This is a genomic window from Alistipes sp. AM16-43 (assembly GCF_003435745.1).
Taxonomy (GTDB): Bacteria; Bacteroidota; Bacteroidia; order Bacteroidales; family Rikenellaceae; genus Alistipes; species Alistipes onderdonkii.
This window is the reverse complement of the sequence record NZ_QTUQ01000012.1, coordinates 22,651-49,240: the sequence shown is the minus strand read 5'-3', so window position 1 is coordinate 49,240 and position 26,590 is coordinate 22,651. Positions and strand designations below refer to the sequence as shown.

General features: G+C 54.3%; 23 protein-coding genes. 4 read left to right on the top strand and 19 right to left on the bottom strand.

Translation table 11 applies throughout. The annotated features are described in order from the left end of the window. Positions 1–172: 172 nt before the first annotated feature. The 3 genes from DW189_RS13675 (at position 173) to DW189_RS13660 (ending at position 2,157) form a co-directional block, all read left to right on the top strand. Positions 173–457: a helix-turn-helix domain-containing protein gene (locus DW189_RS13675; protein ID WP_018696786.1), complete on the top strand. Its 285-nt coding sequence runs from the start codon at positions 173–175 to the stop codon at positions 455–457. A 1-nt stretch (position 458) separates the two neighbouring features. Beyond that, entirely contained in the window at positions 459–755 is a 297-nt protein-coding gene (locus tag DW189_RS13670; RefSeq protein ID WP_009598269.1) for a helix-turn-helix domain-containing protein, read from the top strand. Between the two features lie 71 nt (positions 756–826). Further along, a protein-coding gene (locus tag DW189_RS13660; protein ID WP_373130250.1) for an IS3 family transposase occupies positions 827–2,157 on the top strand; the annotation gives its coding sequence in 2 pieces (ribosomal slippage) (positions 827–1,271 and positions 1,271–2,157; 1,332 coding nt in all). A gap of 36 nt (positions 2,158–2,193) precedes the next feature. Here DW189_RS13660 and DW189_RS13655 read toward each other — a convergent pair. Continuing rightward, positions 2,194–2,583: a hypothetical protein gene (locus DW189_RS13655; protein WP_117508554.1), complete on the bottom strand. Its 390-nt coding sequence runs from the start codon at positions 2,581–2,583 to the stop codon at positions 2,194–2,196. A 69-nt stretch (positions 2,584–2,652) separates the two neighbouring features. Next, positions 2,653–2,970 carry a DUF2958 domain-containing protein gene (locus DW189_RS13650; protein WP_117508553.1) on the bottom strand — a complete coding sequence of 106 codons (318 nt, stop codon included), beginning with the start codon at positions 2,968–2,970 and terminating at the stop codon, positions 2,653–2,655. Between the two features lie 211 nt (positions 2,971–3,181). On the opposite strand from DW189_RS13650, the gene DW189_RS13645 reads away from it, so the two are divergent. Further along, positions 3,182–4,507 (top strand): AbiH family protein, encoded by a 1,326-nt coding sequence (locus DW189_RS13645; protein WP_147326499.1) that lies wholly within the window; start codon positions 3,182–3,184, stop codon positions 4,505–4,507. A 44-nt stretch (positions 4,508–4,551) separates the two neighbouring features. Here DW189_RS13645 and DW189_RS13640 read toward each other — a convergent pair whose 3' ends face one another. The 17 genes from DW189_RS13640 to DW189_RS13565 all read right to left on the bottom strand — a co-directional run bounded on the left by DW189_RS13640 (position 4,552) and on the right by DW189_RS13565 (position 26,588). Beyond that, a complete protein-coding gene (locus DW189_RS13640) occupies positions 4,552–4,734 on the bottom strand; it encodes a hypothetical protein (protein WP_117508551.1) in 183 nt (60 codons plus the stop codon). Between the two features lie 6 nt (positions 4,735–4,740). Beyond that, positions 4,741–6,396, bottom strand: coding sequence for an OmpA family protein (locus tag DW189_RS13635; protein WP_117508550.1), 1,656 nt, complete (start codon positions 6,394–6,396; stop codon positions 4,741–4,743). A gap of 2 nt (positions 6,397–6,398) precedes the next feature. Further along, positions 6,399–6,956, bottom strand: a complete 558-nt coding sequence (locus tag DW189_RS13630; protein ID WP_117508549.1) for a DUF3575 domain-containing protein — start codon at positions 6,954–6,956, stop codon at positions 6,399–6,401. 20 nt (positions 6,957–6,976) lie between these two features. Next, on the bottom strand, positions 6,977–8,809 hold the full coding sequence (locus tag DW189_RS13625) for a DUF4906 domain-containing protein (RefSeq protein ID WP_015547169.1): 1,833 nt from the start codon (positions 8,807–8,809) through the stop codon (positions 6,977–6,979). Positions 8,810–8,813: 4 nt separating this feature from the next. Further along, positions 8,814–10,307: a DUF4906 domain-containing protein gene (locus DW189_RS13620; RefSeq protein ID WP_259295444.1), complete on the bottom strand. Its 1,494-nt coding sequence runs from the start codon at positions 10,305–10,307 to the stop codon at positions 8,814–8,816. Between the two features lie 27 nt (positions 10,308–10,334). Further along, on the bottom strand, positions 10,335–12,932 hold the full coding sequence (locus DW189_RS13615) for an InlB B-repeat-containing protein (protein ID WP_117508548.1): 2,598 nt from the start codon (positions 12,930–12,932) through the stop codon (positions 10,335–10,337). A gap of 61 nt (positions 12,933–12,993) precedes the next feature. After that, the gene (locus DW189_RS13610; protein WP_117508547.1) at positions 12,994–14,025 is read right to left on the bottom strand and encodes a DUF4906 domain-containing protein; all 1,032 of its coding nucleotides are present in this window, start codon (positions 14,023–14,025) and stop codon (positions 12,994–12,996) included. 27 nt (positions 14,026–14,052) lie between these two features. Continuing rightward, positions 14,053–14,565, bottom strand: a complete 513-nt coding sequence (locus DW189_RS13605; protein WP_015547173.1) for a DUF1896 family protein — start codon at positions 14,563–14,565, stop codon at positions 14,053–14,055. A 12-nt stretch (positions 14,566–14,577) separates the two neighbouring features. Further along, the gene (locus tag DW189_RS13600) at positions 14,578–15,855 is read right to left on the bottom strand and encodes a DUF3945 domain-containing protein (protein ID WP_009598178.1); all 1,278 of its coding nucleotides are present in this window, start codon (positions 15,853–15,855) and stop codon (positions 14,578–14,580) included. Positions 15,856–15,969: 114 nt separating this feature from the next. Then, complete coding sequence (mobC, locus tag DW189_RS13595) at positions 15,970–17,982, bottom strand: conjugal transfer protein MobC (RefSeq protein ID WP_117508546.1); 2,013 nt, start codon at positions 17,980–17,982, stop codon at positions 15,970–15,972. A gap of 147 nt (positions 17,983–18,129) precedes the next feature. Continuing rightward, positions 18,130–18,738, bottom strand: coding sequence for an RteC domain-containing protein (locus tag DW189_RS13590; RefSeq protein ID WP_015547175.1), 609 nt, complete (start codon positions 18,736–18,738; stop codon positions 18,130–18,132). 107 nt (positions 18,739–18,845) lie between these two features. Then, positions 18,846–19,451 (bottom strand): hypothetical protein, encoded by a 606-nt coding sequence (locus DW189_RS14305; protein ID WP_009597318.1) that lies wholly within the window; start codon positions 19,449–19,451, stop codon positions 18,846–18,848. Between the two features lie 569 nt (positions 19,452–20,020). Next, a complete protein-coding gene (locus tag DW189_RS13585) occupies positions 20,021–21,034 on the bottom strand; it encodes a glycosyl hydrolase family 18 protein (protein WP_087401865.1) in 1,014 nt (337 codons plus the stop codon). 94 nt (positions 21,035–21,128) lie between these two features. Continuing rightward, positions 21,129–22,733, bottom strand: coding sequence for a BT_3987 domain-containing protein (locus DW189_RS13580; protein ID WP_117508545.1), 1,605 nt, complete (start codon positions 22,731–22,733; stop codon positions 21,129–21,131). A 2-nt stretch (positions 22,734–22,735) separates the two neighbouring features. After that, the gene (locus tag DW189_RS13575) at positions 22,736–24,091 is read right to left on the bottom strand and encodes a DUF1735 and LamG domain-containing protein (protein WP_087401861.1); all 1,356 of its coding nucleotides are present in this window, start codon (positions 24,089–24,091) and stop codon (positions 22,736–22,738) included. An 8-nt stretch (positions 24,092–24,099) separates the two neighbouring features. Further along, positions 24,100–25,008 carry a glycoside hydrolase family 18 gene (locus DW189_RS13570; protein ID WP_009597308.1) on the bottom strand — a complete coding sequence of 303 codons (909 nt, stop codon included), beginning with the start codon at positions 25,006–25,008 and terminating at the stop codon, positions 24,100–24,102. A 5-nt stretch (positions 25,009–25,013) separates the two neighbouring features. Further along, positions 25,014–26,588 (bottom strand): SusD/RagB family nutrient-binding outer membrane lipoprotein, encoded by a 1,575-nt coding sequence (locus DW189_RS13565; RefSeq protein WP_087401857.1) that lies wholly within the window; start codon positions 26,586–26,588, stop codon positions 25,014–25,016. Between the last annotated feature and the right edge of the window lie 2 nt (positions 26,589–26,590).

Here is a 26,590-nt window from a genome sequence, read left to right as displayed (position 1 = left end):
TTTGCTGCATAAGATTTACTCTTTTCTGTAAACCTTTTTCAGGACGGGACAGTCGATCATTTTTTCCTTTGAGCGGACTGGAACGGTCTGGAGCGGACATAGGAATCGTTTTCTGAAGGCTTGGATTATCTTGCACATCCTTAACGCAGAAATCACCTAAACCCTCAGCATTATGGATTGCGTCCTTATGGAAACGAGCGCCTATAAAGAGTTGCAGGCGCACCTTCAACGTCTTCTGGAGCGAGTGTCTGCGCTCCATTCCCTCTCCGCCCAACCGACAACTGTCCGGTGGCTTACGGCCGAGGAGGTCTGCAAGGCCTTGAGCATCACCAAGCGGGCCTTGCAATACTACCGCTCCGCCGGCATTATCCCTTATACAGCATTAGGGAATAAAGTACTGTTCCGGGACGACGACATCCGGCATCTCCTGGAAAAGAATCTGATAAAAAGCCTGTAGCATGCCCGAAGAGATCATCACCCGCGACAGCGCCGCGTTCAAGGAACTGTACCGCGACATCGTCAAAGCCATCCGGGCTGTCGATATTCTGATCGACACGCACCGCCCGACCATCGGAAATGAACTGTACCTGACCAGTGAGGAGATTTGCAGCATCTTCAGCATCTCGAAACGCTCCTTGCAGAATTACCGGGACAACCGCCAAATCCCTTATACTACTCTTGGTGGAAAGATTCTTTATCCACAGTCCTCGCTTTATAAACTGCTGGAACAGCATTATATGAAAGCGCAGCGCTGATGCGGTCTGTGAAAAGGGGAAGATCATCTGAACTGCACCCCAAAAGTTGGACATAACTTTTGGGGTGTTTTATGAAGTACAGTTATGAGGAGAAATTAGCGGCAGTTTTGTCTGTTGTCAATGGCCAACATTCCGTATCGTCCGCCTCCAAGCATTTTGGAATAAGCTATACGCCTTTGTCGCGTTGGATTGCGCGTTATAAAGAGTTCGGCGAAGCAGGTCTTCGTATACGGCAATATACTTACAGCGGCGATTTTAAGTTGTCAGCTATCAGGCACATGCACGAGAATCACTTATCTTTAACGGAAACAACGGCAAAGTTCGGTATTTACAATGAGAGTACGCTGAGCAAATGGGAGCGTATCTATTATGAAGAAGGTGAATCCGGTCTTTACCGTGATAATCGGGGTAAGATGAGAACCAAACCTAATAAACAGGAACTACAACCACAGGAAGAAAATGACTTGCGAGTCGAAAACCAACGTCTTCGCGCCGAGGTTGCTTACTTAAAAAAATTGAGGGTCTTAGTCGAGGAACGCATCGTCCGCGAGAACGGGAACGGGCAAAAGCCATCGAAGAACTAAGACCGGAACATACCCTTCCCACGCTATTGGAAGTTACGGGGATGGCGCGTAGTACGTTCTATTATCATCTGAAGCAGTTAAAGTTCCCCGATAAATACAAACAAGAGAAAAACGAGATTGTAAGTATATACCACGATCATAAGGGACGTTATGGTTACCGCCGTATCACAGTAGAGATGCACAATCGCGGATATTCTATAAACCATAAAACGGTACTTAGGTTAATGAACGAATGTGGAGTTAAATGCCAGGTGCGCCTAAAAAAATATCGTTCATACAAAGGAGAGGTTGGTGCCGTGGTGCCCGACTTGCTGAAACGTAATTTTATGGCGGAACGTCCTAATCAAAAGTGGGTTACAGACCTTACTGAATTTTCTCTGTTCGGCAAGAAGCTTTATCTGTCGCCTATTATGGACTTATATAACAGGGAAATAATAAGTTATAATATAGCTGAACATCCGACCTTTTACCAAACAATGAAAATGCTTGAAGATGCCATAAAGGATCTGCCCGATACTCCGGAACTTATACTTCACTCGGATCAGGGTTGGCAGTACCAGATGAAACGCTATCAATATCGGCTGCGTGAAAAAGGTATTAGTCAGAGCATGTCTCGTAAGGGAAACTGTTTGGATAATGCGGTCATGGAAAACTTTTTCGGACTGTTAAAATCAGAATTATTATATTTGCAGAAGTTCGAGTCTGTCGATCACTTCCGCAAGGAACTGGAGGAATACATAAATTACTACAATAACAAGCGAATAAAGACCGCATTAAACAACATGAGCCCGGTACAATACCGAACTCATGCTATCTGAATTATTAATCAGTCCAAACTTTGGGGTGCACATCAATCACTCTTCCCCTCCTTTTTTGGACGTATAGCTAATAAAGTTGCTCGGATGGATCACGCATATCTGCCCGTCGGGTTTTCCGAAATCGATGAGGATCGGATATTTGTAAAGCGGCAGATAGTATTTCCGTCCGAAGGATTTGCGGATTGCCTCCGCAGCCAGCAGGAGTCCCGATTCTGCCGTTATGGGACGATCGTATCCGGGATGTTGTCGCATGATCTCCATGCGGCATTTATTGATGTCGTCGAGCGTAAAGACCTCTCCCCGGATGATGCGCAGCAGGCGCAAGGTAAGTTCGTATTCGCGGGACAGATTTCGACGTTGGTCGTCGTTTGTAGCTTCCTCCAACTCTTTCTTCAGCCGTTCGGCTTTTTCTTCGAATGTTGCCACATTTATAGTCTTTTTTGTGTAATGATTCTGTTGTCGGCAAGGGGCAGTAAAATTCCGAGGCCTTTGCCGTCATTCATCCTGTGGTAGAAAATCCCGGACGTATTTCCTGGCCGTGTAAATGTCGCGTTCGATGGTAAGTCCGAACGGCAGACGAAGAGATGCCAGCTCGGAGAGCATTAGGTAGCCCCACTCCCATTCGTAGATATGGCAATAACCGAACAGGCACCAGTCGTCGCCTTCGCGTTCGGCTTCGGTGATGAGCCATGTGCCCGAGCCGCAGGGGTTGAAATACTTGACGAGGACTTCGGCATCCATTCCTTTCCCATCCTGTGAGTGGATAGGATGTTTCTCGAATTTCGAGATGATCTGTTTTGTGAGCAGTGTCATAGAGAATAAAATTTCAGACTGCCCGGAACGCCCGGACAGCAAGAGACGAATAGCCGCTGCGGGCGACAAAGACAAGGCGAAGACCTTGGCGTGTCGCATGCAGCGGCTATCTTGCTGGACGGGTCGGCGTAAGAAAAAATCATTTTCGCTCTTTGCTCACAGCAGGATAAATAGTTATCTTTGTTATGGACTACTCTAAATGACAAACAGGATGATGAACAGAATTATATTGATCGGAAACGGGTTCGATTTAGCGCACGGACTGCCGACGAGTTACAAAGACTTTATTCAAGGATATTGGATTTTTCAAAGACGCAGATTATTGGAAGATACAAGTGATCCAACAGACGGATTATGCTGTATTAAAATAGATAATCCGGACGATATCAAGAAACTGGAACATTTTAGCTGGATTTTGGATAATTCGATGTTCCGATTCCAACGTGGCTGGCAGCAGCAACAGCAAATTGAAGAGTATAATAATTTCTTCAATAGTTTGCCTCTAAAATATGAAAGTCGGTTTTTCGAGGCAATAAATCAGTCTATTGAATTAAGAAATTGGGTAGATATTGAGAGTGAATATTATGCATGGCTGAAGAATATTTTCAAACAAGATAGATGCGAATATACCGATCCGGTTCAACTCAACGAAGAATTGGATTTAATAAAAGGATATTTAACCGGTTATTTGAAATTTGCACTCCAAAATCAAATCAAGCCGGAATTGATAAAGGATTGCATTCGTACAACTATCTACGAACCTTTCAAAACCAGAGATATTTCCAATGAAGGGAAAGAGGCATTTTTGCAATTTGTGGATGAGAGGTGGGAAAAAGCGGAAAACAAGGAGAATACTGAAAGATGTATTTTTTCCCGCAAATACGGATATTCATTTAGAGATATGGAATCCGATATAGAGTATTATAAAAAAGTAACAAATAATTTATTATCAAATCATATAACCAATGTTGAAACTACGCCAACCGATATTCCGGATTATTATCTTCTTCCCGACCAGATATTGTTCCTGAATTTCAATTATACACGAACCGCAGACTTATATATTGACAAAGACTCCGACTTCAAAATAAACCATATTCACGGGGAGTTGGATAACGATAGGAATCCCATCATTTTCGGCTATGGTGATGAAATGGATGAGGATTATAAGACGATTTCGAATTTGAACGATAACAGCTATCTGACGAATATCAAATCGATCCGCTATCTGGAAACGGACAACTACCGTCGGTTACTTCGGTTTATCGACTCCGCCCCATACCAAATATATATCATGGGACACTCCTGCGGCAATTCGGATCGCACATTGCTCAACACCTTATTCGAGCATAAGAACTGTGTGTCGATAAAACCTTACTATTACGAGTGGATAGACGATAATAGAGTGCGAGCCGATAACTATATCGAGCTTGTTCAGAATATTTCGCGCAATTTCAACGATATGCAGAAGATGCGGGATCGGGTTGTGAACAAGTCCTATTGTCAACCCCTTACACCGGTTAATGGGCAGCCATAAACCAAGCGGCAGCAATTCATAAAATTGCTGCCGCTTTTTCGGTATTATTCGCTTGGCGTCCAATCCGGTATTTCGATGGTGTCGGCGTCGATTACCGGGCATCGGATAATCTCCACGGTCTCCTTTTCGTAGACGTTGCAACTCACGAAAAGCGATGCGATGAACATGCCCCAGATCAAGGCAAGGATGCAATACCGGATCGCGTATTTGATTTTCTGTTGTTTCATAATAACTTATTGTTTTAAGAGTTCAGCAATTTCCGGATCGAGATTACCCCGATACTCCATGCGCTCGTCCAATCGACAGGCTTCGAGGAAATGGCGGCGGCCCTCCTCCTTGCGCCCCAGCCGCGAGCAGGCGATAGCCCGCAGGTACTCCGTCGCGGCATCTTCGGGCATCGCGGCCAGCAACTCCATCGCCCGCTCGTTGTGATCCAGCGACAGATGGGCCACGACCGTGTTGCGGTCGTTGTAGTCGTTCAGAATATAGAGTGCTTTGGCGTATTTGCGTTTCTGCAACAGCTCCACGCCGCGGGCATAGGTCGTGTCCAACTCCGTGGTGTGAATCGTATCCTTTACCATCCCCTTGCGGCGCAGATTGTAACGGAAATTCACGGCCCGCAGCTGCGGGTAGATCACCGAACGGATATAGGCATACTCTTTCGGGAACCGCAGCCGGATGGCCTGCTCCCGCCGGTCGGGATTCTTTTCTGATGCAATTAGCGCAAGAATCGCCTCGCGGTTTTCAATGCTTTTGTCCGTGCGAATGCGCTGCGTCAGCTCCGGCCAGTTCTCGGCCACCCACCGCACGATAAGCATCGTGTCGATGCTTTTGCCGTATCGGCGGACAAGATAGCGTTTCAATGCCTGTGCCCGTCCTTGCGAAAGACGGTCGTTGAAAGCGTAAGCTCCTTCCGGAGACGATGCCGCCGTCAGCGTGATGGTATCGACCCAGAACTCCTGCTGTTCGACGATCTGCCGTATCAGGCCGGTGATCTTGTCCAGCTGTTGCCGGTTGTCGCCCAGCGTATCGACCACGCGGGTATCGCCCACGAAAAACTGAATGTAATTGCGATCTTCGACGGTCACGAACTTGTCGATGACCTTGATGCGATACCTCGGCACGGTATCTACGAAGGAGAGCATCGAAGATACGACGTAGCTCAACGTATCGGACGGCGGCAGCCGGTAGGCGCTGTCGTCCACGGCCAACACCTGTCCTTGAAGCGTTACCAGCATCTTTTTCGAGGTCTCGTCGGTTTTCACTGCTTGGGAATAGTAATACGTGACGGTGCTTCGTCCTTCGACCAGTGAATCGAGCCGGACGTCTTCGGGATAGGGAAACTTCACGAAACGGTTGAAGGCCGCCTCGCGCCCCACGGTATCGGGGCGGAAGCGTTCGACATAGGTTTCGTACTGCCAGTAGTCGCGCTCTTGCAGCAGCGAGAAGCGTCCGCCGCGGATCACCAGATCTTCGAGCGCCACGGATTCGTCGGGCTTGTGCAATATCGGCGTGATTACGACGCTGCGGCTTCTGCCCAACAACTGTTTCGGCAGCGTCACGATGAAATCCAGCACGACACGACCGTTGCGCTCGGGAATAGACCGCATCTTCGCCACGACCGTCACCTGCTCGATCTGAAGCGCCATGACACGCTCGCCGTCGGCAAGCGTATCGACCGGAGCAAGAAAGAACGTGTTGCTGTCACGCTGCAACTTCACGACCTGCGGGCGGTAGTCCTGCTGCCGCTCCTGCCGCTCGGCGCGGGTAAGCTGCGAGAGCGAGGCTGTCATCTGCTGCCGCTGAAGCCGTCCGGCCACCGAACAGCCGAACATCATCCATAAAACCCCGACGGTGATTCCTACAGTTATGATTTTACGTGTGTTCATCGTTAAAAGATGTAGGAAAACGATACCTCTAACTTTGTCGGCGCGAGCGTCCAGCGGCGGTAATGGTAGATATACTCGTCGTCCCAGTCCCCGACCGTGGGGTCGCGGCGCGTGTCCTTCGTGCGGTAAAGCCCTACGCCGGCTTCGACGGCGACGTTCCAGCGTTTCGAGAGCATCCACGCATACCCGTAGCTGACACCCAGACCGCAGGCATGACCTTTATAGCGTTTCGTTCGGCTTCCGAGGTCGTAACCGACATAGGTAAGGTGCTGTCCGAGAAAGTGTCCCACGAAGGATTCGTAGAACCAGTAGCGGCCGCCGAGCTGCACGGCATGGAAGTTCATCGAGAGGGATGCGGTTTGCACCGGGTTCCAGTAGCCGGACAGCTCCAGCGACCAGTTGTCCGTCAAGGCCGCTTCGGCCCCGGCGTTCAGCGTCGCGCCGCATGCGGCAAGGGCGTTGGCCCTTACGGCGAAGATCTGCGCCGCAGCCCGGCGGGGCACGCCCCACAAGGCCGCCAACAGCAAGACCGCCGTAATGAATATTCGTTTCGTTTTCATTTGTTCTGTCTGTTTGAAGATTATTGTACGGCGTATTCGACCATTCCGTTCTCGGATGCCGTGCGGGAGAAAGTCGCTTCGTAATCGGTCACGGAGTAGTCCGTGTAGCCAGTTCCGAGATCGAGCGTCGCCGAGGCGCGTCCCCTCATCCGATCCGCCTCGATCTTTACGTTCATCGTACAGGTCAGCGTCTTGGTCGCCCCGCCCCGCAGCACTACCGTCACTGTGGGGTTTAGGGTAATCGTCAGATCGTTCATAACCGGATAGGTCCCTTCCGCAACGACCTCGATACCGCCCGATATTTTACTGAAGGAGCACGTAAAGCAGGAAACGGTTTTGATTCCCGTGACAAAGGAGTCGAAGAAGGCGCTGTTGCCCTTTTCATCCGTCACGGTGATGCGGTAGGGATTCTCCCCGACGGCCTCGGGACGAATACGCAGCGGGTAGGTGCCGTTCCCCGCCACCGTATAGCCCGTGACGGGCCCGATGTCATCCGTCAGGTTCCGGAACAGGGTCGGCGTACCTTCGACCTGCACGGTATAAGTCCCGTCGTAGTCGTCCTGCTCGATGGTGAAGTCCACGCGGGCGCGGTCGAGCGCCGCCAGTTCGAACTTGTCCTGCGTGAAGGATACCCGCAGCGGCTCGCGGACATAGCTCGTCTGCAGCACCCGCTCGGCATGCAACCCTTTTTCGTCGGTCAGGACGAGGCGCAGCCGCACGTCGCCTTCCCGCTGCTGCGTGTAAGTGATATCAGCGGTTCTCTCCCCGTCGCCGGAGAGAAATGGATAAGGCACTCCGAAGAGGATCGGCTCGCCGTCCAGGGTAACATCGCCGTCGCCCTCTTCCCGCTCGCAGGTCAGGAAGCAGGTGCTCCGGTCGTTGTTCGTGCTGACGACCCGGAGCTGCGCCGTGGCGATCCCTCCGGGCGCATGACGTTCGGCGAAAGGCGTCACGGATACCTCGGTGGTCGAAACCCGCCAGTCCACGGTATTGCGTCCCAAAATCCGCGCCTCGATGCGGTAGACCCGGTTGCGGGCGATGTTGAAGTCCGAGGTGTTGTTCTCCCCCAGGTAGATGCGGTAGACGACGTGCAGGCCGTCCGCCTCGCCCTCGATCAGGATATAAGCGGCATATTCCGGGGCGTTGGCCTCGTTCTTCTGCTCCTGTCCCGGAATCGAAACGTTCTCGCCCTGCAGGTTCTCCGGAAGGTAGTAAACGGCGGAATAGCCGTCGTCGTCCGCCGGGAAGGCTTCCGTCGCGGCGCACTCCCCGTCTGCGGTGATGCGGCCCTCGCCGAAGAGCGCCGCGAAGCGCGGGACGTTGCACAGACGTACGGAACGCACGGAAAGCGAACGGCTGAAATCGGCAGCCACCGTGTAGCTGAAATCGACCTTCGCCACGGCCCGCACGAGTTCAATAGCGATCTGCGTCGTGCCGCGCACGGTAAACGTCCGCATGGCGGACATGGGAAGCGTTCCGGAGTCTGATCCGTCAGGGTTCCATGCGCTGCGCAGCGCCCGCACCTCGGCTTCGGGCAGCGGCCCGGTGTCCGTGCCGAGGTTGGCGACGGCATAGAGGGTGTATCGGCCGTCGGGAAGCTCCAGCGCGACGGTGCGCTGCGAGGCGGCGTACACGTGCCGTGCCGGAGCATCGTTTGCCGGGAACAGATAAAGGTTGATATCCTCGACGCGGCTCTCGTCCGCAACAGCCCGCGTGCCGGGCAGAGCGTCGCAGGAGAACGTGAAGGTCACATGCCGGGGGCCGTGTACGGCCGGAGTGCATACGGGCATCTCGTCCGAGCAGGAGCCGGCGAAAAGCAGCGTTCCCAAAAGGATATGAATGAGGGTTTTCATGGTTTTATCTGAAATAAGCGTAAATAACGGCGGGATCGTCGTCCGGGGAGAAACGGTACTGTTCCTCGTAGCTCAGAACCCCGGTATGGTCGGCATTCCGGCACCAGCCTTCGAACAACCGGTCCGCATCGGGTGTGGCGACGAGCGTACAGCCTTCGTCAGGACAATATATGAGCGAGTACCACGAAGCGAGCGTCATGTCTTCGACCACACGCAGCGCATCGGGCGAGGCGACGGTGCCTTTCCCGTTGCTGCCGTCGAACCATTTGGTGTAGACCCGAAGCAGGTGGGCGTAACAGTACGGGAAACTGAACGAGGCGACCTCCCCGTAACGGTCGAGGATCTGAACCCGGAACATAAAGCGGCACTCCTCGCGCGTGAAGGACGGCGGCCAGTAACGGATATCGTAGTCGTTCTCCGGGCCCCAGATCTCCATCGTCCTTGCAACGGCGCCCCATTGGCCCTCGAACCCGAAATACCGCACATCTCCGGTCTTCAGCTCCACGAAGGCTTCGACCCCGGTCTCTTCGTAGGCCCCGCCGAGCCGCAGCGTCAGGCGCATCGGCTGCCGCTCCAGCAGGAAACCGTTCGACAGCGCAGCCTCCGGCGTGCACAGCACCTCTACGGTATAGGCCCGGATACGGGTGTCGACCTCGGCGTCGCCACGGATCATAATATCGAGCCTATAGTGCGTATTGGCCCGTATGTCGAAGTTCGAGGTGTTGTTGCCGCCCGGATAGATATAGTAGTCCAGCACCTTGGAGCCCCGCAGAGCGCGGATGCGCAGGAACGTCGCATCCGCCGGGGCGTTCGCGGGGCCCTTGTCCCGCTGGTCGGCGATCGAGGGAACCTCGCCCTGCAGGTTCGGAAGCATGTAGAACGTCCCCGTCAGGGTCTGCGACGACGAGCCGACGATTTCTCCCGCCGTATATTCCGCAGCCCGCAGCCCGGGGTCGAAGACCGGCATCCGGGCCGGGAGGTTCACGGGTTGGACGCTGTGCAGGCGGATGTCGCCGGCATCCGGTGCGACAGAGATGTTATAGGTGACTTTCGCCACGACGCGCTGCACCTCGACGGTCGGAAGCGTCACCGTTTCATCCGACGAGGGAATCGACACCTCGCCTTCATAAGCCATCGGCAGCGTATCGTAGTCGTCGGCGTGCGTAACGGCGAGATTCTCCCATGCCGGGCTATCGCCCGTGTCGCGGCCCATATTGGCCGCAATGCGCAGCAGGTAGTCGCCCGGCAGACACTCGAAGCGCAGCGTCGGGGAACTCTGGTAACGGTGCAGGACGACATTACGGTCGGCGTCGAGAAGGTAGAGGTTCAGGTCGCGGATCGCCTCTTCGTCCGCAGCGTGGGTCACGGCCGTCATCGGGTCGGGACATACGGACATGCGGACTGAAACGCCGCGGGGTTGCGGGCATGCCGATCTGTCCTCGGCGATGCAGCTCCACAGAAACGGGAGCACTGCGAATATCCACAGGTATCTTTTCATGGCAGTGGGAATTTTACGAGGTTTCAACTACTCCCGGACGCAACGCACGGGATTGGCGGCATAGCGGTAAAAATCCGTCGTATTGACGAACGGCGGGTAGTTGCTCGTGTCGAATACGATCGAGGTGCAGGCCACGTCGTGGAACACGCCGGTCGAGCCTCCCCAATGCAGATAATACGGGGCATTGGTGTAGAGCCTTCCGAGCGACCCGTTGCGGTCGTAACGCCCCTCATAGAATGTTCCGCCCAAAGGTATCTTCGCCGTTTGCGTGCCGTTGCAGCGGATCGTAACGTAATAAGGTGCCGATACGCTTATCCGCTCTATTCCCGCGAAATCCTCGGCACCGGGCACTTTCCAGCCCAGAGGGCACGGATCGTAAATGGATTTATGGCTGGTGCGGCTGATATTGTTTTTCCCGGTCGTGACGTTGCCCCAGAGGTTCGGGTGGTGGTCGCAGAGCCAGTCCAGCGAAGAAGCCCACTCTTCCCAGTCCTCGAAGGATACGCCGTCCATATAGGTCGTAGGATGCGCTGTGGCCCATTCGAGGGTCATCACGTCGTAGGGCGACTCGGTTCCGGAAGTCCGCGGATCGCTCTCGGCATATTCGAATCCCGCGGCATAGACGGTCGGAGCCTGTATATAAGCGTCCGTCGCCGTGGCCGGATACGGGAACGGGTCTTTGCGACCCCACTGGTAGTAAAGGCCGCGCGAGGCGGGCAGTGTATAATCCGTTTCCAGCGCTCCGAGGTTACGATCCATAAAGACAGCTCCCGAAGCATAGGTCTGTGCCGTGGCCGCCGGATCGTAGTCCACGGCCCAGATATGCCACGACCAGAGGCATTCCCCACGGCTGTCGAAAAGCCCGACCACGGCGTTGCCGTGCGTCGTACCGGTCGTAAAGGTGATTCGTCCGTCCTGATATCGCACATCCTTAACGATCGCCTCGCTCAGCGTTCCCGTCTCCCACAGTATGCGGGCAGAGACGCCCGACAGACGCTTGGGAGTGACGTTGAGCGTCGTGCGGCCGTTACCCATCGTCGCGGCGTCGAACGAATAGGAGGTATTCAATTCCGGCGCGATATAGCAGTTGGCCGTACCCTCGTCGTCGAGCGGCCGGGTGTTGGCCGTGAATTTCGGAAAGATCGACGCATCGTTCGATGCGGGGGTGTAGAGATAGGTCGTCGATGACGACAGCCGCTGCGTATAGCCGTCCGTGGTGTACCATCCCTCGAAGCGGTAGCCCGCGGCAGGAAGCGCCACCAGCGTACAACCCATCTCGTGACACATGACGACGTGATTGCGCGTTCCGGAGATTTCAGCGTCATAGAGCGCTTGGGAGACGTTCACCCAACCTTTGCCGTTGTCGGCAGTCTCGACGACGACCTGAAGGCGGTTTGCAAAGCGGCGGCGGAAGTCGAACGACTGCGCAAGGCCCGCATCGTCTTCGACCGTTACGGTATAGACTACTTGGGAGTTCGCCGTAGTATAGACCGGAAGGTCGTAGTAAAGGAAATATTCATTCAGCCCCGGTTGGTTCGCAAGCTCCAGATCGCGGCCCGTGCCGATGGAAGCATCGTCCACGAGCAGGCGATCCCTGTCGCCCTGCGAGGCCGTGATGTGTCCCCGCAGCGTCAGGGGCGCCGGATCGCCCTCCACCTCGACGAACAGTTCGCCCATCACGTCGTATGTGCAGTAGCCGCCGATCGCATTTTCCGCGTAAGAGTCATAGACGTTGAGCGTATAGCTGCTGACACGGGTGTCGACCTCGCTGTCGCCAAGGATCGAAATCGCGAGCCGGTAATGTACGTTGGCCCGGACATTGAAATCCGTGGTGTTGTTATCGCCCAGGTAAATGTAATAGGCCAATACCTTAGCTCCCCGTACAGCCCGGATCAGAAGATACGACGCATTCGCGGGGGCATTGTCCGGATTCTTATCGCGCTGGTCGGTAATGGACGGAACCGTGCCCTGCATATTCGGAAGCAGATAGCAGTTCCCCGAAATATGCTGTCCCGAAATCCCGCTTTCCGGGCAGTCCGTGTAGTCGTCGGGGGCGTCCGACGGCCGGGCCGCCACGTCGAAGACCGACACCGCACGCGGCACGGAACAAAGCTGCACGGAGCGAAGCTCGATGTCTGCGGGTTTGACGGCGATATCGTAGGATACCTTCGTCACGACACGCTGCACCTCCACGACCGGAAGTGTCAGAATACCGCCGGACGAGGACGTGATCGTAACGTCGCCCTCATAGGACATCGGCAGCGTATCGTACTCGTCGGCGTGCGTAACGGTGAAGTCTTCCGATGCGGGATTCTCACCAAGGTCACGGCCCATATTGGCGGCGATACGCATCCGGTAGTTGCCGGGCAAGGACGTGAAGCGCAGCGTCGAAGAGCTCTGGTAGCGGTGCAGGACGATCTCGCCGTCATCGTCATAGAGATAGAGGTTCAGGTCGCGGAGCGCCTCTTCGTCCGTAGTGCGGGTTACGGCCGTCATCGGGTCGGGACATACTGTCAGCCGAACCGAAACGCCGCGGGGATGAGGGCATGCCGACCTGTCTTCGGCGATGCAGCCCATAAGGGTCGCGGCAAGACTTATCGACAGGATATATAATAATCTTTTCATAGCTTTGAAAGAAAAAGGGCTCCGCCCGAAACACAGGACGGAACCCGGTACGACATGCGGACTATGCTCCCAGTTCGACGGACTGCGTGACGGGTGTCTCCCAGTCGGCGACGGTCACCGTCACGGCGCAATCCTGACCTACGAGACCTGTGATATTGGCCGCGATACGGTAGTAGCCGTTGCGCAGGATCTCGCCCGCGGCCTTGCCCGTCAGCTCCACCGAGTAGGTCACCTCCGAGCGGTCGTCCGTGGTCGAGCCGTTGCCGTCCAGATCGTATGTAGCGTTGATTTCCAGCAGCACACGGTTTCCTGCCGTTAAAGAGCCGTTCTCGAAGCAGTAGAACAGGGCGTTGTATTTACCCGATGCCGCGGCGAGGGTTTGGGTATGCGTGTAGCTCATGGCCCCGGGCGTCGGCGTGCCGGCTACGACCGAAGACTGAGAGGCTGCCTTGGAGAGTTTTACGGAGTTGATCGTGAGCTCTCCGGCGTACTTGTCGGCGAACGACGGGTCTATGGTCGTCTGGAGGGCCACTTTGGCTACGGTACGTTTGAGCGTGATGCCTACCGACGTCGTGGAATTCACGGCGCCGATGGTTTTCGATGTCGAGCCCGACATCACGAAGCCGCCCGAACGTTTGGCCGCGGAGGACACTTCGGCGAAGGTGCCGTTATAGTCGGCAGCCGACTTTTCCACGAGGGCCGTAAGGGCTGCGCGGGTCTTGGCCGACGAGGCGTCGTAGTTCGCTACGGCGTAGAATGAGCACTCGGTGGCGGCCGCAGATTTGGGAAGCGCGAAGGTCGCCGATTTGGAAGCGAGCTCCGACGAAGTGAAGTCACGGCGGATGATAAGTGCTCCGCTATTGTCGAAGGCGAAGACCGAGAGCGACGAGAGCGAGGATTCCCACGCCTCGGCCTTGGCCGAAGTGTCGAAGAATGCGCGGGTGTCGGCCTCGTCCGCTCCGGTGAGCGTGATGGCGATCCGTGCAGTGTCGGATGTTTCAGGCATCGCGGGGTCGAGCGTGTCGTCGGTTTTGTCGCACGAGGCGAACAGGGCGGCGGCTATGGCGGCCGCAGCAAAAAGAATCTTTTTCATCGTGTAATAAGAAATTAAGTGAATGAACTATTTACGCTTGTTGCGTTTTGGATATCGGGGTTGTTCGGAGTATGGGACAGGCGGCTTTTCCTTGCGCGCCGGGCTGCGGTAGCCGGGAACGCCGTTCTCGTCGATCCATGTGCGGATGCCAGTGCGGAGTTCTTCCTTGAGCTGCCGGAATTCCGGACGTTCCGAAAAGTCGTCTTTCAGATCGTAGGCCCGAAAGATTGGAGCGCAGATACGCACCAGTCGCAGGGCGATCTCCTGTCGTTGGTTTTCCGGAATGATCGGGAAGTCCGTGGCGAGGATCAGGTGGACGGTGTCGTATTTCGAAAAGAGCAGACCCCGGAACAGGACTTTGTCGGCGGCACGGACGGCCGAAGCGGCAGGCACTCCCAGTTCAACGCTTTGTGCGTAGCTTTCGAAGGCCAGACGGCTGCGCCGTTCGATCATCACATGGTGGAACTGACGCGGAGGATGGCGTATTTCGAGGAAATGCCGCAGGCGCTCCCGGAACCATTTTTCATCGGGGGTTTCCATCGCAGGAGCGGATTAGCGTTTGCGACCGCGGCCCTGACCCTGATCCGGAGCCTGCTCCTGCGCTTTCTCGGCCTTCTGCTCCTGCTTTTCCTGTTGCTCCTGACGGCGCTGCTGCGAGAAATCGTAGACCACGCCGTTCGAGCGGGGGTCGATACGCAGGATACAATTCAGCGCCTTGCCGTTCTTGCCCAGAATGGGATGTTCCTTCTCTTTCGAACAATCCAGACCTTCGGGGCTCAGCAGGGCCGTGCGCTGACGGTCGTCGAGCTGTTTGTCGAGTTGCGGAGAGATATAGGGGCGGCTGAACTGGTAGTCGGTCATCTTGTATTCGTTCGAGAGGACATCGAAGCCCACTTTGCCTGAATAGGTGATGTCGCTGCCGCGCATGGAGCAGCCTTCGACGAAGACGCGGCCGCCCAGAGCCAGTTCGTTCTGCTGCGTATCATCCAGACGCACGCCGTTGAAATAACGCAGATCGGGAACTTCGTTTTTCGGAATGGTGACAAGGCGGTTCGTCGCGGGATTCAGCGTGGCGAAGCACCACTCCTTCTCTCCCGTGTGCGGATTGGGAAGTTCGTACAGCCGGTCGGGGGTCTTTCCGGCCAACAGCTGCTCCTTCTCACTCGTGGAGAACATCATCCGGTACTCTTCGCGCTCGAACTCCGGACGCGGAAGGGCACTCGTCAGACCGACCTGCACATCACCGTTCATGTCCTTATAGGGATGCAGGGCGAACTGACCTGCGACGGGAATATTGCCGATCTTGAGGGTCACGTCATGCAGGTCCGTCGTCGGAAGGCCGTGCTTCATCGCCTCCAGTTCTTTGGGAGTAACGATGATACCCATCTCTTTCAGCTCCTGCAACTTCAGATCCGGAGTGTCGAACTTGACCTTTTCGAGTTGGTACGAGGTGACGCGATGATCGTAAAGGGCTTTGAGGCCCTCAGGGTCTTTGGGATTGTCGGCAAGGCGCAGCAGCGATTGTGTGACTTCGCTGGCCTTGTCGGCGGCGACTTTCAGAAAATGAAACGGCTTGGCGTTCTCCTGCGACATGAAGCCCTTGATGAAGGCCGCGACTGCGGAGCTGTTGCGAAGTTCGTAGAACGCCGGTTTGTTGGCCGTGAGCGGTTGCGTCGTCGTAACCTTGTATTGGTTACCGCTTTGTTTGAGGTCGGAGACGGCCTCCACGGCGCCGTTCTGCTCGTTGTAGAGCAGGAGCGTTTCCTTGTACTTCGGATCGGCCTGTTCGGGGGTCTGAATCGGTTTTTGATTCTGATTTTCTTCGGGCATAACACAAAATGTTTTAAGTGAAACAAAAGGTTCATGCCGCGAATATAGAAGCATGTTTTCCGAAACGATGCCCATGTCCGCTCCAGTCCGCTCCAGTCCGCACCGAGGCAAAAATTACGGTTTTTTCTTGGGTAAAAGTTTCGCGAGATCCGGATCGGCTTCGATACGTGCGATCTCCCGGCGGACAAGCTCCGCAACGTCGGCTTTGACACGGTAATAATTCTCTTTGACGATCTCCTCCATGTGATCCTTGCCGTCCTCACCGACAAAAGAGGATATTTCGGGAATGGGGACATAGGCTGCTGTTTCCGCCTTGACCTTATCGTTGTCGATGACGATCTCGGCATGGAAGATCTTCTGCTCGATACGCTCGTCGAAGTTGTCGGCGACCGAGCCGACGAACATGCCCTGCGTGAGGTTGGAGATTTTCGAGGCAGGGATCAGTGTTTCCAACTGCGTATTGGTCGAGGTGGTGACGTTCTCGTTCGATACCGAGTGCGACTCGCGCAGTTGCACGATCTTGCCGAAACGCTCCGACAAGGTGCGGGCCGTGTCGCCCACGACCTGTCCCGAGAAGATATTGCCCACAGTATTAGTGATGACCTTGGCCTCTTTCTCCCCGTAGTCGCGCTCCAACTGCGAAAAGTCCTGAAATCCCAGACAGACGGAGACCTTGTTCGAGCGGGCCGTGGCTATGAGGTTATCCAGCCCCCGGATATAAATCGTCGGTAGTTCGTCGATGATAAGCGACGATTTCAATTTCCCCTTTTTATTGATAAGCCGGATAAGGCGCGAATTATAGAGTCCCAGCGCCGCGCCGTAGATGCTCTGCCGGTCGGGGTTGTTGCCCATGCAGAGGATTTTCGGCTCCTCAGGGTTATTGATGTCGAGTGTAAAGTCATTGCCCGTAAGCACCCAATAGAGCTGCGGAGAGATCATACGCGAGAGCGGGATTTTCACCGATGCCACCTGTCCCTGCAACTGATCCTGCGCATTGCTTTTCCACGCATCCATAAAGGGTGAGAGGTAGTTTTCCAGTTCGGGATAAGATGAAAGAATCGGGAAAATCTTTTCGAGAGGTTGGCACAGAAACTCGATGGCGTGCGGGAAGGTACAATAATGTCCGTTGTCATAGATTTTCAGGTACCAGATGATCGCCGCCAGCAGAATGACGGCCGAATCGGTGAAGAAGTCACCCTGCTTGTCCACCCACGTCTTATTGAGGTTCAAAAGCGTGACATAGGCGCTTTCGTAGGCATCCGAAATGTCGTCCATGAAGCGGGCGTCGATGGGATTGCAACGGTTCGAGCGGCGGGGATCGTCGAAGTTGATGATGCAGAACTTCGGCTTGACGGCGTATTTGTCCAGATGCCGGAGCAGGTGGTTGTAGGCAATGCGTGTAAGGTCGTCGAATTTATAGTCGTAGACGAGCATCGAGAAACCCTTCTCGATATGCTGTTTGATATAGTTATTTAAGACCGCGTAGCTCTTACCCGAACCGGGAGTTCCGAGGATTAGCGTCGCACGGAACGGGTTGATGACATTGATCCATCCCTCGCGCCATGCTCCTTTATAGCGGTAACGGGTGGAAAGATTCACTGAATATTCGTTGTTGAGATAACGTTCTTCCTGAAGGAAATTTTCATTGCGGTCATTGAACGGGTCGTCGGCAAGGGGCTGTTTCAGAAGACGCCGCAGCCACACGCCGGCGGCCAGCAGGCTGAGGTAGCCCGCACCAAGGGTCAGCGTGTAGCTCCAGCCCTGGAAGCCGATCCCAGCGGGCAGCGACAGCAGAAAGCCGTTCAGAAAGAACAGCGGGAAGCCGAGGCAGGCGGCAGCGACGATATGCCGCCTGTCGACCCTGCCGTTGCGGACGCTCTTCGTGCCGTAGCAGCCAAGCGCGAGGAACAGAAAGGCGCAGAGTTTCGTAATGACGGGAGAGGAGAAAAGAAGAGTTGTCCGCTGGATATCGAGCAGGAGACGGTCGGCATAACCGTAGGTCAGGCCGCATGACGAGAGCCATTCGTAGCAATACCAATACACGTGCAGCACCAAAAAAAACACGCCCAGCCCGCGGGCGAACTGCACGATATTTTCAAGGGCTTTCAAATCATCTTCCTGTTGCATGGCAGAGAATATTAAAAGTCCCGAAGATACATCTCCGGCAGAAAAACAGGTACCCATGTCCGCTCCAGTCCGTCACTGTCCGCACCGCATAAAGAACGCTCCGAGAGATGAATCCCCGGAGCGTGATGCTGAATAAAAACAGACTGCCTATCGCTGGCTGTAGGCAATCAGATTGTTGCGCAGGATGTCGAGAAAATGCGTCAGACGCAACTTTCGGTTGATGAGCGTATGGCGGCACTGCTCCGGGTTGTTGATACGGACGTTGAAAGTTCCGGAAAGCACATCGACAAGTGTCGCCAGATCGATCCGTGTGCCGTCGATGCGGCGTATGGCTCCGGAGAGTTGCAGGGCCGTAGCAAGCTCCATGATATCCGTAGGTGTGAATTGCTCGGAGAGGAACAGCGGCGACTTGGGGACTTCGACCGACACCGGGGCGGCGATGGACGGATAACGAACCCGGGTAAAGACTAAACGGATCTCGAAATTCGTCAATAGAAGCGCCGATTTGAGCAACAACACTTGCGGAGATTCCTTTTCGACAATTCGCTCCTGCAACCGCATCAGGCAGGATTGGAGGCGGGCAAGTTCGTGCAGCAGGTCGAGGGACGATTTACAGGATTGAACAGTAAGACCGTGCAGCAGGTCGATGTAATCTTCATAGGCAGCGTCGAGAGTCTTCTGCTCAGGGGACAGTAATCGTCGGTTGAGAGATGTTTCGAGCAGGACGATAAATTGGCTTTTGTCCAAGTTTTCCATAATTCGACTTACACAGAATTGGTTGGTTTGCTTTGCAAAAATAGGAATTTTCAGGATACCCAATTACATGTCCGGATATCCGCCCGGATATAAAAAATCGAAAAAAATCATTCATCTTCCTTATTCAAGGAATAAAGCAGTGCATCGGTAAATTTTGTGCGATCTTTCTTGCGTTCCAGAACACGGCGTTTGACATCAGTCGGATCGCCGAGTTTAACATGCAATGTATTCTCGAAGACCCGAACAACCAAATTGAATGGAGCTGTCGAACCATCTGCCAGCACGAAAGGAGGTGGAGTCATCCGATCGAGTCCGCAAAGGATTTCCGAAACGCTGATCGCAGGATAGTGTTTGGACCAATGGAGCGGTGAAGTAAATGCAGGTTCAGATATGAAAGATCGCGGGTGTTCAATACGATGATATAACAACTCTTTTTCCAAGCAGATAAATTCGAGAGTCATGTCGACAACCCGGTGTATATATGGCGGAAGCGAAACGGACGGTTCATGAATTCGAGAAAGCAGAAATCGAAACTGGATTTGCGTATAATTTAACGTATGTAATGCCGACAGACAATCTGTGTCATCGCAAAGTGCTGTAATGAGGCGGGCAAATTTCAAAAAGTAAGTTTGCAGCCTTTTTTCAGAAACAACTTTTCGATTCAATGATTTTAAGATGGCTCTGAACAAAGATGTATGCAACAATTTGTCCATCTATATTTGTCGTTTATTACAATGAATTAAATTGCATATATTGTATCTGTAGGATAATTTTCTTATCTTTGCCAAACGGCGAATAGCTGTCGAATCCTGTCATCGACACCTGAAAATGCTACAAAGACAAGATGGACGGGATGATAGGGGAAATCGTGCAAAAAACAGCACGGGCTTCTCCTATCTGTTCATCGGGTTGTAGCATTCCTCAGGTGTCAATAGGTTAAGTCCGTGCTTTTATTTTATGCTATTTCATTTATGGTTTAACCGAGAAGTTTGATTTTGCTACAATAAATTTATAATTTATGCGTTTCATAAAGAAAATACCGGTTACGATTCATTAAAAGTGAATTTTTCAATACAAAAAGACTTACAGATGCTCACATTCTGAATCGGTCAACATTTACATCCGGATATTTTCTTATTGCCGTTCGAATATTCTTCGAACGGCTTTTTTATCCGAAAGTTAAAAACACCCGCACACCTCAAAAGATGTGCGGGTCAAAATCGGGGCGCTTACAGATGCTCAACCGATTCTAAACAGGTCAACAAAATACATCTCAGAGGAGTTATTCGGCCGTAGCCTCGTCGTAGGTGATGGTGTAACCGCTGCTGACGAACGTCCAGTCCTGCGGGCGGTTACCATTCTCGCAAGTAACGGTTTCCTCCCAAGCTCCATCGGCAATGGAATTGAACAGTGACAGCTGGTTCCGTTCAGATGTCCGGCGCAGGTTGAAATGCATGATCGCTCCGTAACCGGCCTCGGTCAAATCATAGGCATAATTGCCATACTGACTAATCTGATAGGCGGAATAGTAATTACCCAGATTGATCGACATCGGGGCATAGTGCTCCTTGGTTACGCCGGCAACACTGATGCTGGTGTTGTAATACGCAAAATCGGAATAGACATAGTCGAGTTTGGCACCTGCCGTTGCGTTGATTTGGCTGGAACCGCCGGTATTGTACTGGAAGAGGGTAATCAACTTGCCGGCGGGCAGCTTGGCGCGCAGTTTGGTGATCAGGTTGCCATACGAACCGGAAACGGAGGTCACCGTGCCGCCGTACTCGTTGTCGAATCCGATACCGTCGAGTCCGTACTTATTTACGGCATAGGCGAGAATCGTTGCAAGCTGGTCGGCCTGCGTGTCATTGAGACTCGTGAAGTCGATATTCTGCCAGTTGGGCAGGATGGTGAGCACGACTTTGATGCCTTTGGCTTGCAGGCCGGCTACATAGGTGGCGGCACCGCCGTTTTCGAGCAGGTTGGTCATCTTGTCGTTCAGATAGAGGGTCGGACGCACCACGCCGTTGACCGTCTCCTTGTTGAGATTGGCGGCGAAGAACTCCACGATATCGGCGTAGGCTGTACCGTCGGAGAGCATATAGTCGCCGGCATTGAGCGGGTTCACGTCGTTGGTTTCGACATAAATGGTGACCTTCGGAGTTTTGTCTCCGTAAGCACGTGTTTTGACGATAGGCTCTTGAGCCTTGTCCATCGTCGGGTCCTCTGCCTGCTGGCAGGAGAACATCATCGCTGCACTGGCTGCCAATGCTGCGAATAATTTGAAGTTTTGTTTCATTTTGATTTGAATTTTAATTGTTTGTTTGCTCCGGTTAAAGAGCTGTGAGAGGATAAAATGGAAGAACACAGGTGTATTTTGTCGACCGTTTTTATCAATTCCAGTCTTTCAGCCATTTGCCGTAATTGTATATGCCCTCGGATATATTAGAGAGCCTGTTTTTATCGAACAGGTAATTATATCCTTTTCTGCTTCCCAAAATGAGGTTGTTTTCAGGGTCCATAAACGTACAATGCATTGCAAATGTACCGTCCCATGCTGTTTCATAATTGTCCTGCAAATGGGCGCGCAAATCATCGAAGACAATGATATTGTTCGGTCTATAATCGGCCAAAATCCAGTCTATAAGAAAGCCCGGCTCCTGCATCATAGCCTCTTCTTCCGTTCGGGCAGCAGGATAGATGGGAAAGTTGACGCAACCGTACCGCTCCTTGGGCAGGTTGGCAATCGGCTTTTGCGTATAGGCCGAAACATATTCCTGTTCGGGATGCCACGGGTCGAGCAGCTGCGGGGCTTCGCTCTCGCTGTTGTAGCCCGACCATGCATAGTCGATATAGTCTCCGACGGCGATGCCGCCCGTCGCTTCCGTATTCCAGAAAGTAGCGGTCGGCTCCTCGTAAACGGTCAGCGTCAGCAATTTTTCCGTGCCGAGGGCTTCGCGCAGCGCCTTGATGAGTTTGGGATAGGAGGTCGTATTCACAGCCGGCATGCCCTCCTTGCCGTAGCCGGAATTTCGATCCCAGAGGTTTACACCGTCGAGTCCGTATTGTTCGATAACGGTCTTGACCTGCGCGGCGAAGTCTTCGATTTGGGTATCGGTGAGGTTGCAGAACCCGAGCCCCGTGCCTCCGCCTTCGATGCTGATACATACCTTGCGTCCGTGTTCCTGCAAAGGACGGATATATTTCGTCGATTGGCTGAGCACATAGGTCATGTCGGATCCAAGGTTGAGCAGGGCTCGGCTGGTTGCAGCATCGTAGCCGACCTGGACGGTGCGCAGGTTGACGATGTTGCCTACGGCCTCGTGCCATGCTACGGTCGAGCCGTGCACCAGTTTCTTCTGCATAATGTAATCCAAGACCAGCAACGGCTGAAAATCGTTCGTATTGACATAGAACACGAAGAACAGGTCGTGGCCGTCGTGCAGGGTGTATTCGTCGGTGTAGGGTTGGCGAACCGAAACGTTGTAGTAAAGCGTCTTGTCCGCGTCCGGTGCGTCCTGTGCAGCGACCGTAAGCGGTAGTACATATTCCCCGGCGGCAAGTCCGCTTGCCGAGAACTTGATACGTTTCAATTCCGAGCGCTGCGTTGCGGCCGAGAGGTCGAGCGTCTTGCCGTCGGGAAACTCGTAATTCGCCTCCGGCAGCAGTGTGCGTTCGATTTCATCTCCGGCATCGTAGTCATTGAGCAAAGATGCATCGCACCATGCGTCGAGCGAATATCCCGCTGCCGCCGGCTGTGTCTGCCTCAAGTAGAAGTTCTTCGTCATAACCCCTCCTTCGGTCAGCAGCACATCGACCCTATTTTCCACGGAATTGCTGCTGCACAACATCACATGAACCTCTTCGATGGAACCTTTGTCGGGCAACTTCCCGCTTTCCTGCATCACGGGATCGGCCTCGCAGGCCGTAAGGCCCGCGAGTGCCGCCGTGCAGAGAAGCGTTACCACCCCTGTTTGCAAATCAAAAATCGTCTTCATAGTTACTCGTTGTTTTCGTTAAGTTTCGGGATCTCGATGCCCTGCGGCCAAATGATGTCGTACTTGGCGACGCCGTCGTTGCCGTACATCGAATAGTCCTTGACCGTATTTCCCGAGGCATCGTTGCATTTCCAATACCCCAAAAGCGTCGGATCGTTCTCCGGGTTTTCGATTTCATACATATTTTCCCAAATCTGTTCCGGCGTGCGGGCCACAGACCATACACGCGCCTCGGCGATCTTGCCGTTCAGAGGCCGATAGTCGTCGTAGGAGCGGCCGATGAAGAACTGATAGGCCTCGCTCAGGCCATCGTACCCCAGTTCTTCGTACTGGGCCTTGTCGCCCTCGGGAGCGGTGTTCCACAGGTCGTAGAGCGCCCGCATGGCCAAGTTGATGCAGTTCTTATCGTTCTGCGTCGTGATGCCCACGCCCGTGACTTCGCTCTGAATCTGCCCGTCGACGTAGATGCGGGCCGTGCGGGTATTCTGGTCGTAGGTGCAGGCCACATGGTACCAGCGCCCCGTTTCGAGATGCTTCATCGCGTCGCGTCCGGGAATCTTGCCGAAGCCCGAGCCACTGCCCGAACCGTCGAACTGCAACTGTTCGCGCTCGAAATTCGTATCGCCGATACGCAGCAGCAGGTACTGCTCAACGCCCATGACGGACGAGATGTTGACGGGATTGCCTTCAGTATTGGTTTTCACGAATTCGTCGATGTAAATCAGGGCCTCGTAGGTCACAGCCCGCAGGCCGTTCCAATCCTTGCTGCTTTCGGAATACTTATCGAGGGTCGGGAACTCGATCCAGTTGTCCGTAAGTTGTGCCGCGACGGTGATGGCCGAGGAGCGTTTGACGACGTAGTAAGCCACGTCGGAGCCGTGCAACACATCGATCGATGCGCTACCGATGCGTACTGGAACCAGATAGGTTTCGTCGATTGGCAAAGCTCCGGTCTGCTCATCTCCTTCTCCGGTGAGTTCACGGAGGCGCAGCGTGACAGCATCGGAGGTCGTCTTCCCTGCCGGAATGGTCACAGTTTCGGACAGCAAAGAATAATATTTTGAATCGAGCATCGTCCACTCCGTACCGTAACGGGCATTGTACGTCCCGACGAGCGACGGGTCGACCGTGAGCGTCACCGCCACATCCTGTCCTGCCGGATATGTCAGTACCGCCTGCAACGCGCAATCGTAGGTAGCCCGGGTGTTGCTGAAGGTCGTGAGCTGTGCGTCGCTCGTCGAAGCGACGTCGAGGTATACGACATTGTCGAACTTGTGATTGTCATCGCCGTAGTTCTCGCAGGCCGTGAAAGCCACAAGCGAAACGAGAACCGCCATTAGTATCTTTTTCATGTTCATGACTGTCTTTATTTAGAGGGGTTCAACGTTTGTATCGCCTGCCGGATGGTTTGGTAGTTCATCTCGGAATGGTAGTAATCTTCGGCAATATTGTAAGCCGCAAGCCCCGCATAAGGCCCGAGTTCGACGACGCGGCGCGACATTTCGTCGACGGCGGCGTGCTCGGTGCGGTCTTCATCAAACAGCGCCGCATTGATTTCGGCGGTCAGCAGCAGCCGATTGGCCTCGATGCCGGCATAGTTAACAGCGTGCAGGGCATGGAGTCTCACATCCAAAACATTTTCGAGTTTCTCCGTATCGAGGATGACGTAATCCATCTTTGCACGGTCGGTGGCAGCGAGCGACAGGGGATTACCCTCGAAAACGAGGAGCTGACCGTCAGTTCTGGCCGTGGCAAGCCTATCAATAATGCGAGCCGTGGCATCCGCAGCCAACGGGTCGGTCGTGAACGAGTAGCCGTCCATGCCATTGGCAGCGACGGCAACGACGACCTTATCCAAGTAGGCGTCGAGCGCCGCCGCATCGGCGAATTCCTCCGCACGAGCGGCATAGTCGATCTGATAGAGCACCTTCGTGCCTTTCTCGTGCATGACGGACATGTCCTCGGCGTCGAATTTCGAGAAGTTGTCGGCGTTGGTCAGCGTCACGATGTCCAGCGAATCCGGAAGGCAGCGCATGAAGTCCTGCTCTCCGGTCGCTTTCTCGGGAGAATTGTGCATGCGGGCATAGACGATGAAATGCTCCGACTGCTTGTAGGCCCTCAATGTCGCGGTGTACTCGGCCCATAGGGCAGGATCTTGCTCCCAAGGCTTTTTGACCGTACTGTCGAGTGCCTCCGTTTCCGTCCAGTCGCTGCACGAGACGAGCGACAGCATCGAAAACAGCGCCAGCAGCGTGAATATAAAGTTCTGTTTCATAGCTGTTAGTTGTTATAAGATTTGCAATCCCACCATACACGGGTTCCCATGACGTCGCCCGTGCGGTTGCCGTTCTGCTGCTCGCCATCGAGCGTCTGGATGGCCAACTGAAGGTTGGCGTTGTTCTGCTGGTACTCCTCGACGGGGTAAGGCAGGCGTCGTGCACCCTGCGCTACGTCCACCGTGCCGCCCGACTTGTCGGTGGGCACGGGCAGCAGTTTCGGATAGCCCGTGCGGCGGTGCTCCGACCACGCCTCGACGCCCAGCGGGAAGATGGCGATCCATTTCTGCACGATGATGCGTTCAAGGTTGCGTTCGAAGTTCTCGGCTCCGTCGACCCACGGAATCCCGATGTCGCTCTGGGCCATCGCGCTGTAGTTGCCGACAGGATCGGTGTAGGGCGCGGGCTTGACGTCAGTCTGGGCCAGATAGGCGTCGGCGCCGCTGGCACCGCGCTCCTCGAACGAAAGCCTTACGGCTGCTTCGTAGAGTGACCGTGCCGTTTCTTCCGAGCCCCAGCGCAATTCATATTCCGCACGCAGGAACGTTGCCTCGGCGGCATTGAACCATAGGTAGGGCGTATCGCTCGCAACGATCATATTCGAATACTTCGACACGGCCTGCGACTTGCTCGTCACATCGATGCCGATACGGATACCCACATAGTCGCCGACATCGTTCGCAAGGAACATCTTCTCCATACGCGGGTCTTTGTAGCCGTTCATGTAGCAGAGGATGTCGGCTCCGACACGGTGGTCGCCCCAGTCGTTGTAGATGAGCGTCGTGCGGTTCTCCGCGGCGTGCATCGCCGCATTGTCGGCATTAGCCTCGATAACACCCCCGGCAATAGCCTCGGCGGCCTTCGCACGGGCGACGTCGGACTTCACATACGACAAACGCATGGCCATGCGCAACTTGAGCGAATTGGCATATTTGAGCCACTGCGCGATATTGCCGTAGTAGACGCCGTCGTAGCGGCTCCACGCTTCGGCCGGGAGCGTCGTGTTGCGGCCCAGTATCTCGATAGCCTCGTCCAGCTCCTCGAACATCTTCGTATAGACCGCCTCCTGCGAATCGTACTCCACATAGACCGACTCGTTGCTCTCCAGCTTCGAATAGGGAATCGGACCGTAGGAGTCCGTCACACGGTGCATGATGGCCACTCGCAACAGGCGGGCGAAAGCGATGGCCACTTCGTCTTCCGTGCCGTTGACGATGCCCTTATAGGGGGTATAGGTCTCGGTGATGACGTTGGCGAAAGGCCATTTGCGCCAGTCGGCCGAGGGATTATAGGTCTCGAACTTGGTCTGCCATGTATCGACCGTAGCACCGATGTAACCGCCGAACGGCCCGCCCGAAAGCGATTCGTTGAACTGGTACATGTGCTCCTGCACGGGAATCACAAGACTCTGCAGCGACTTGAATTTCGTGCCGGTCTTGTAATTGAGGGCATCCATCTGTTCTTCCGTAACCTGATTGGGATTGCGGTTGATGTCCTCGAAATCACCGGTGCAGGCAGCCAATCCGAGCAGCGCGACCGACAGCAACACCGACTGCCAGCTCATATTGATCTTTCTCATAG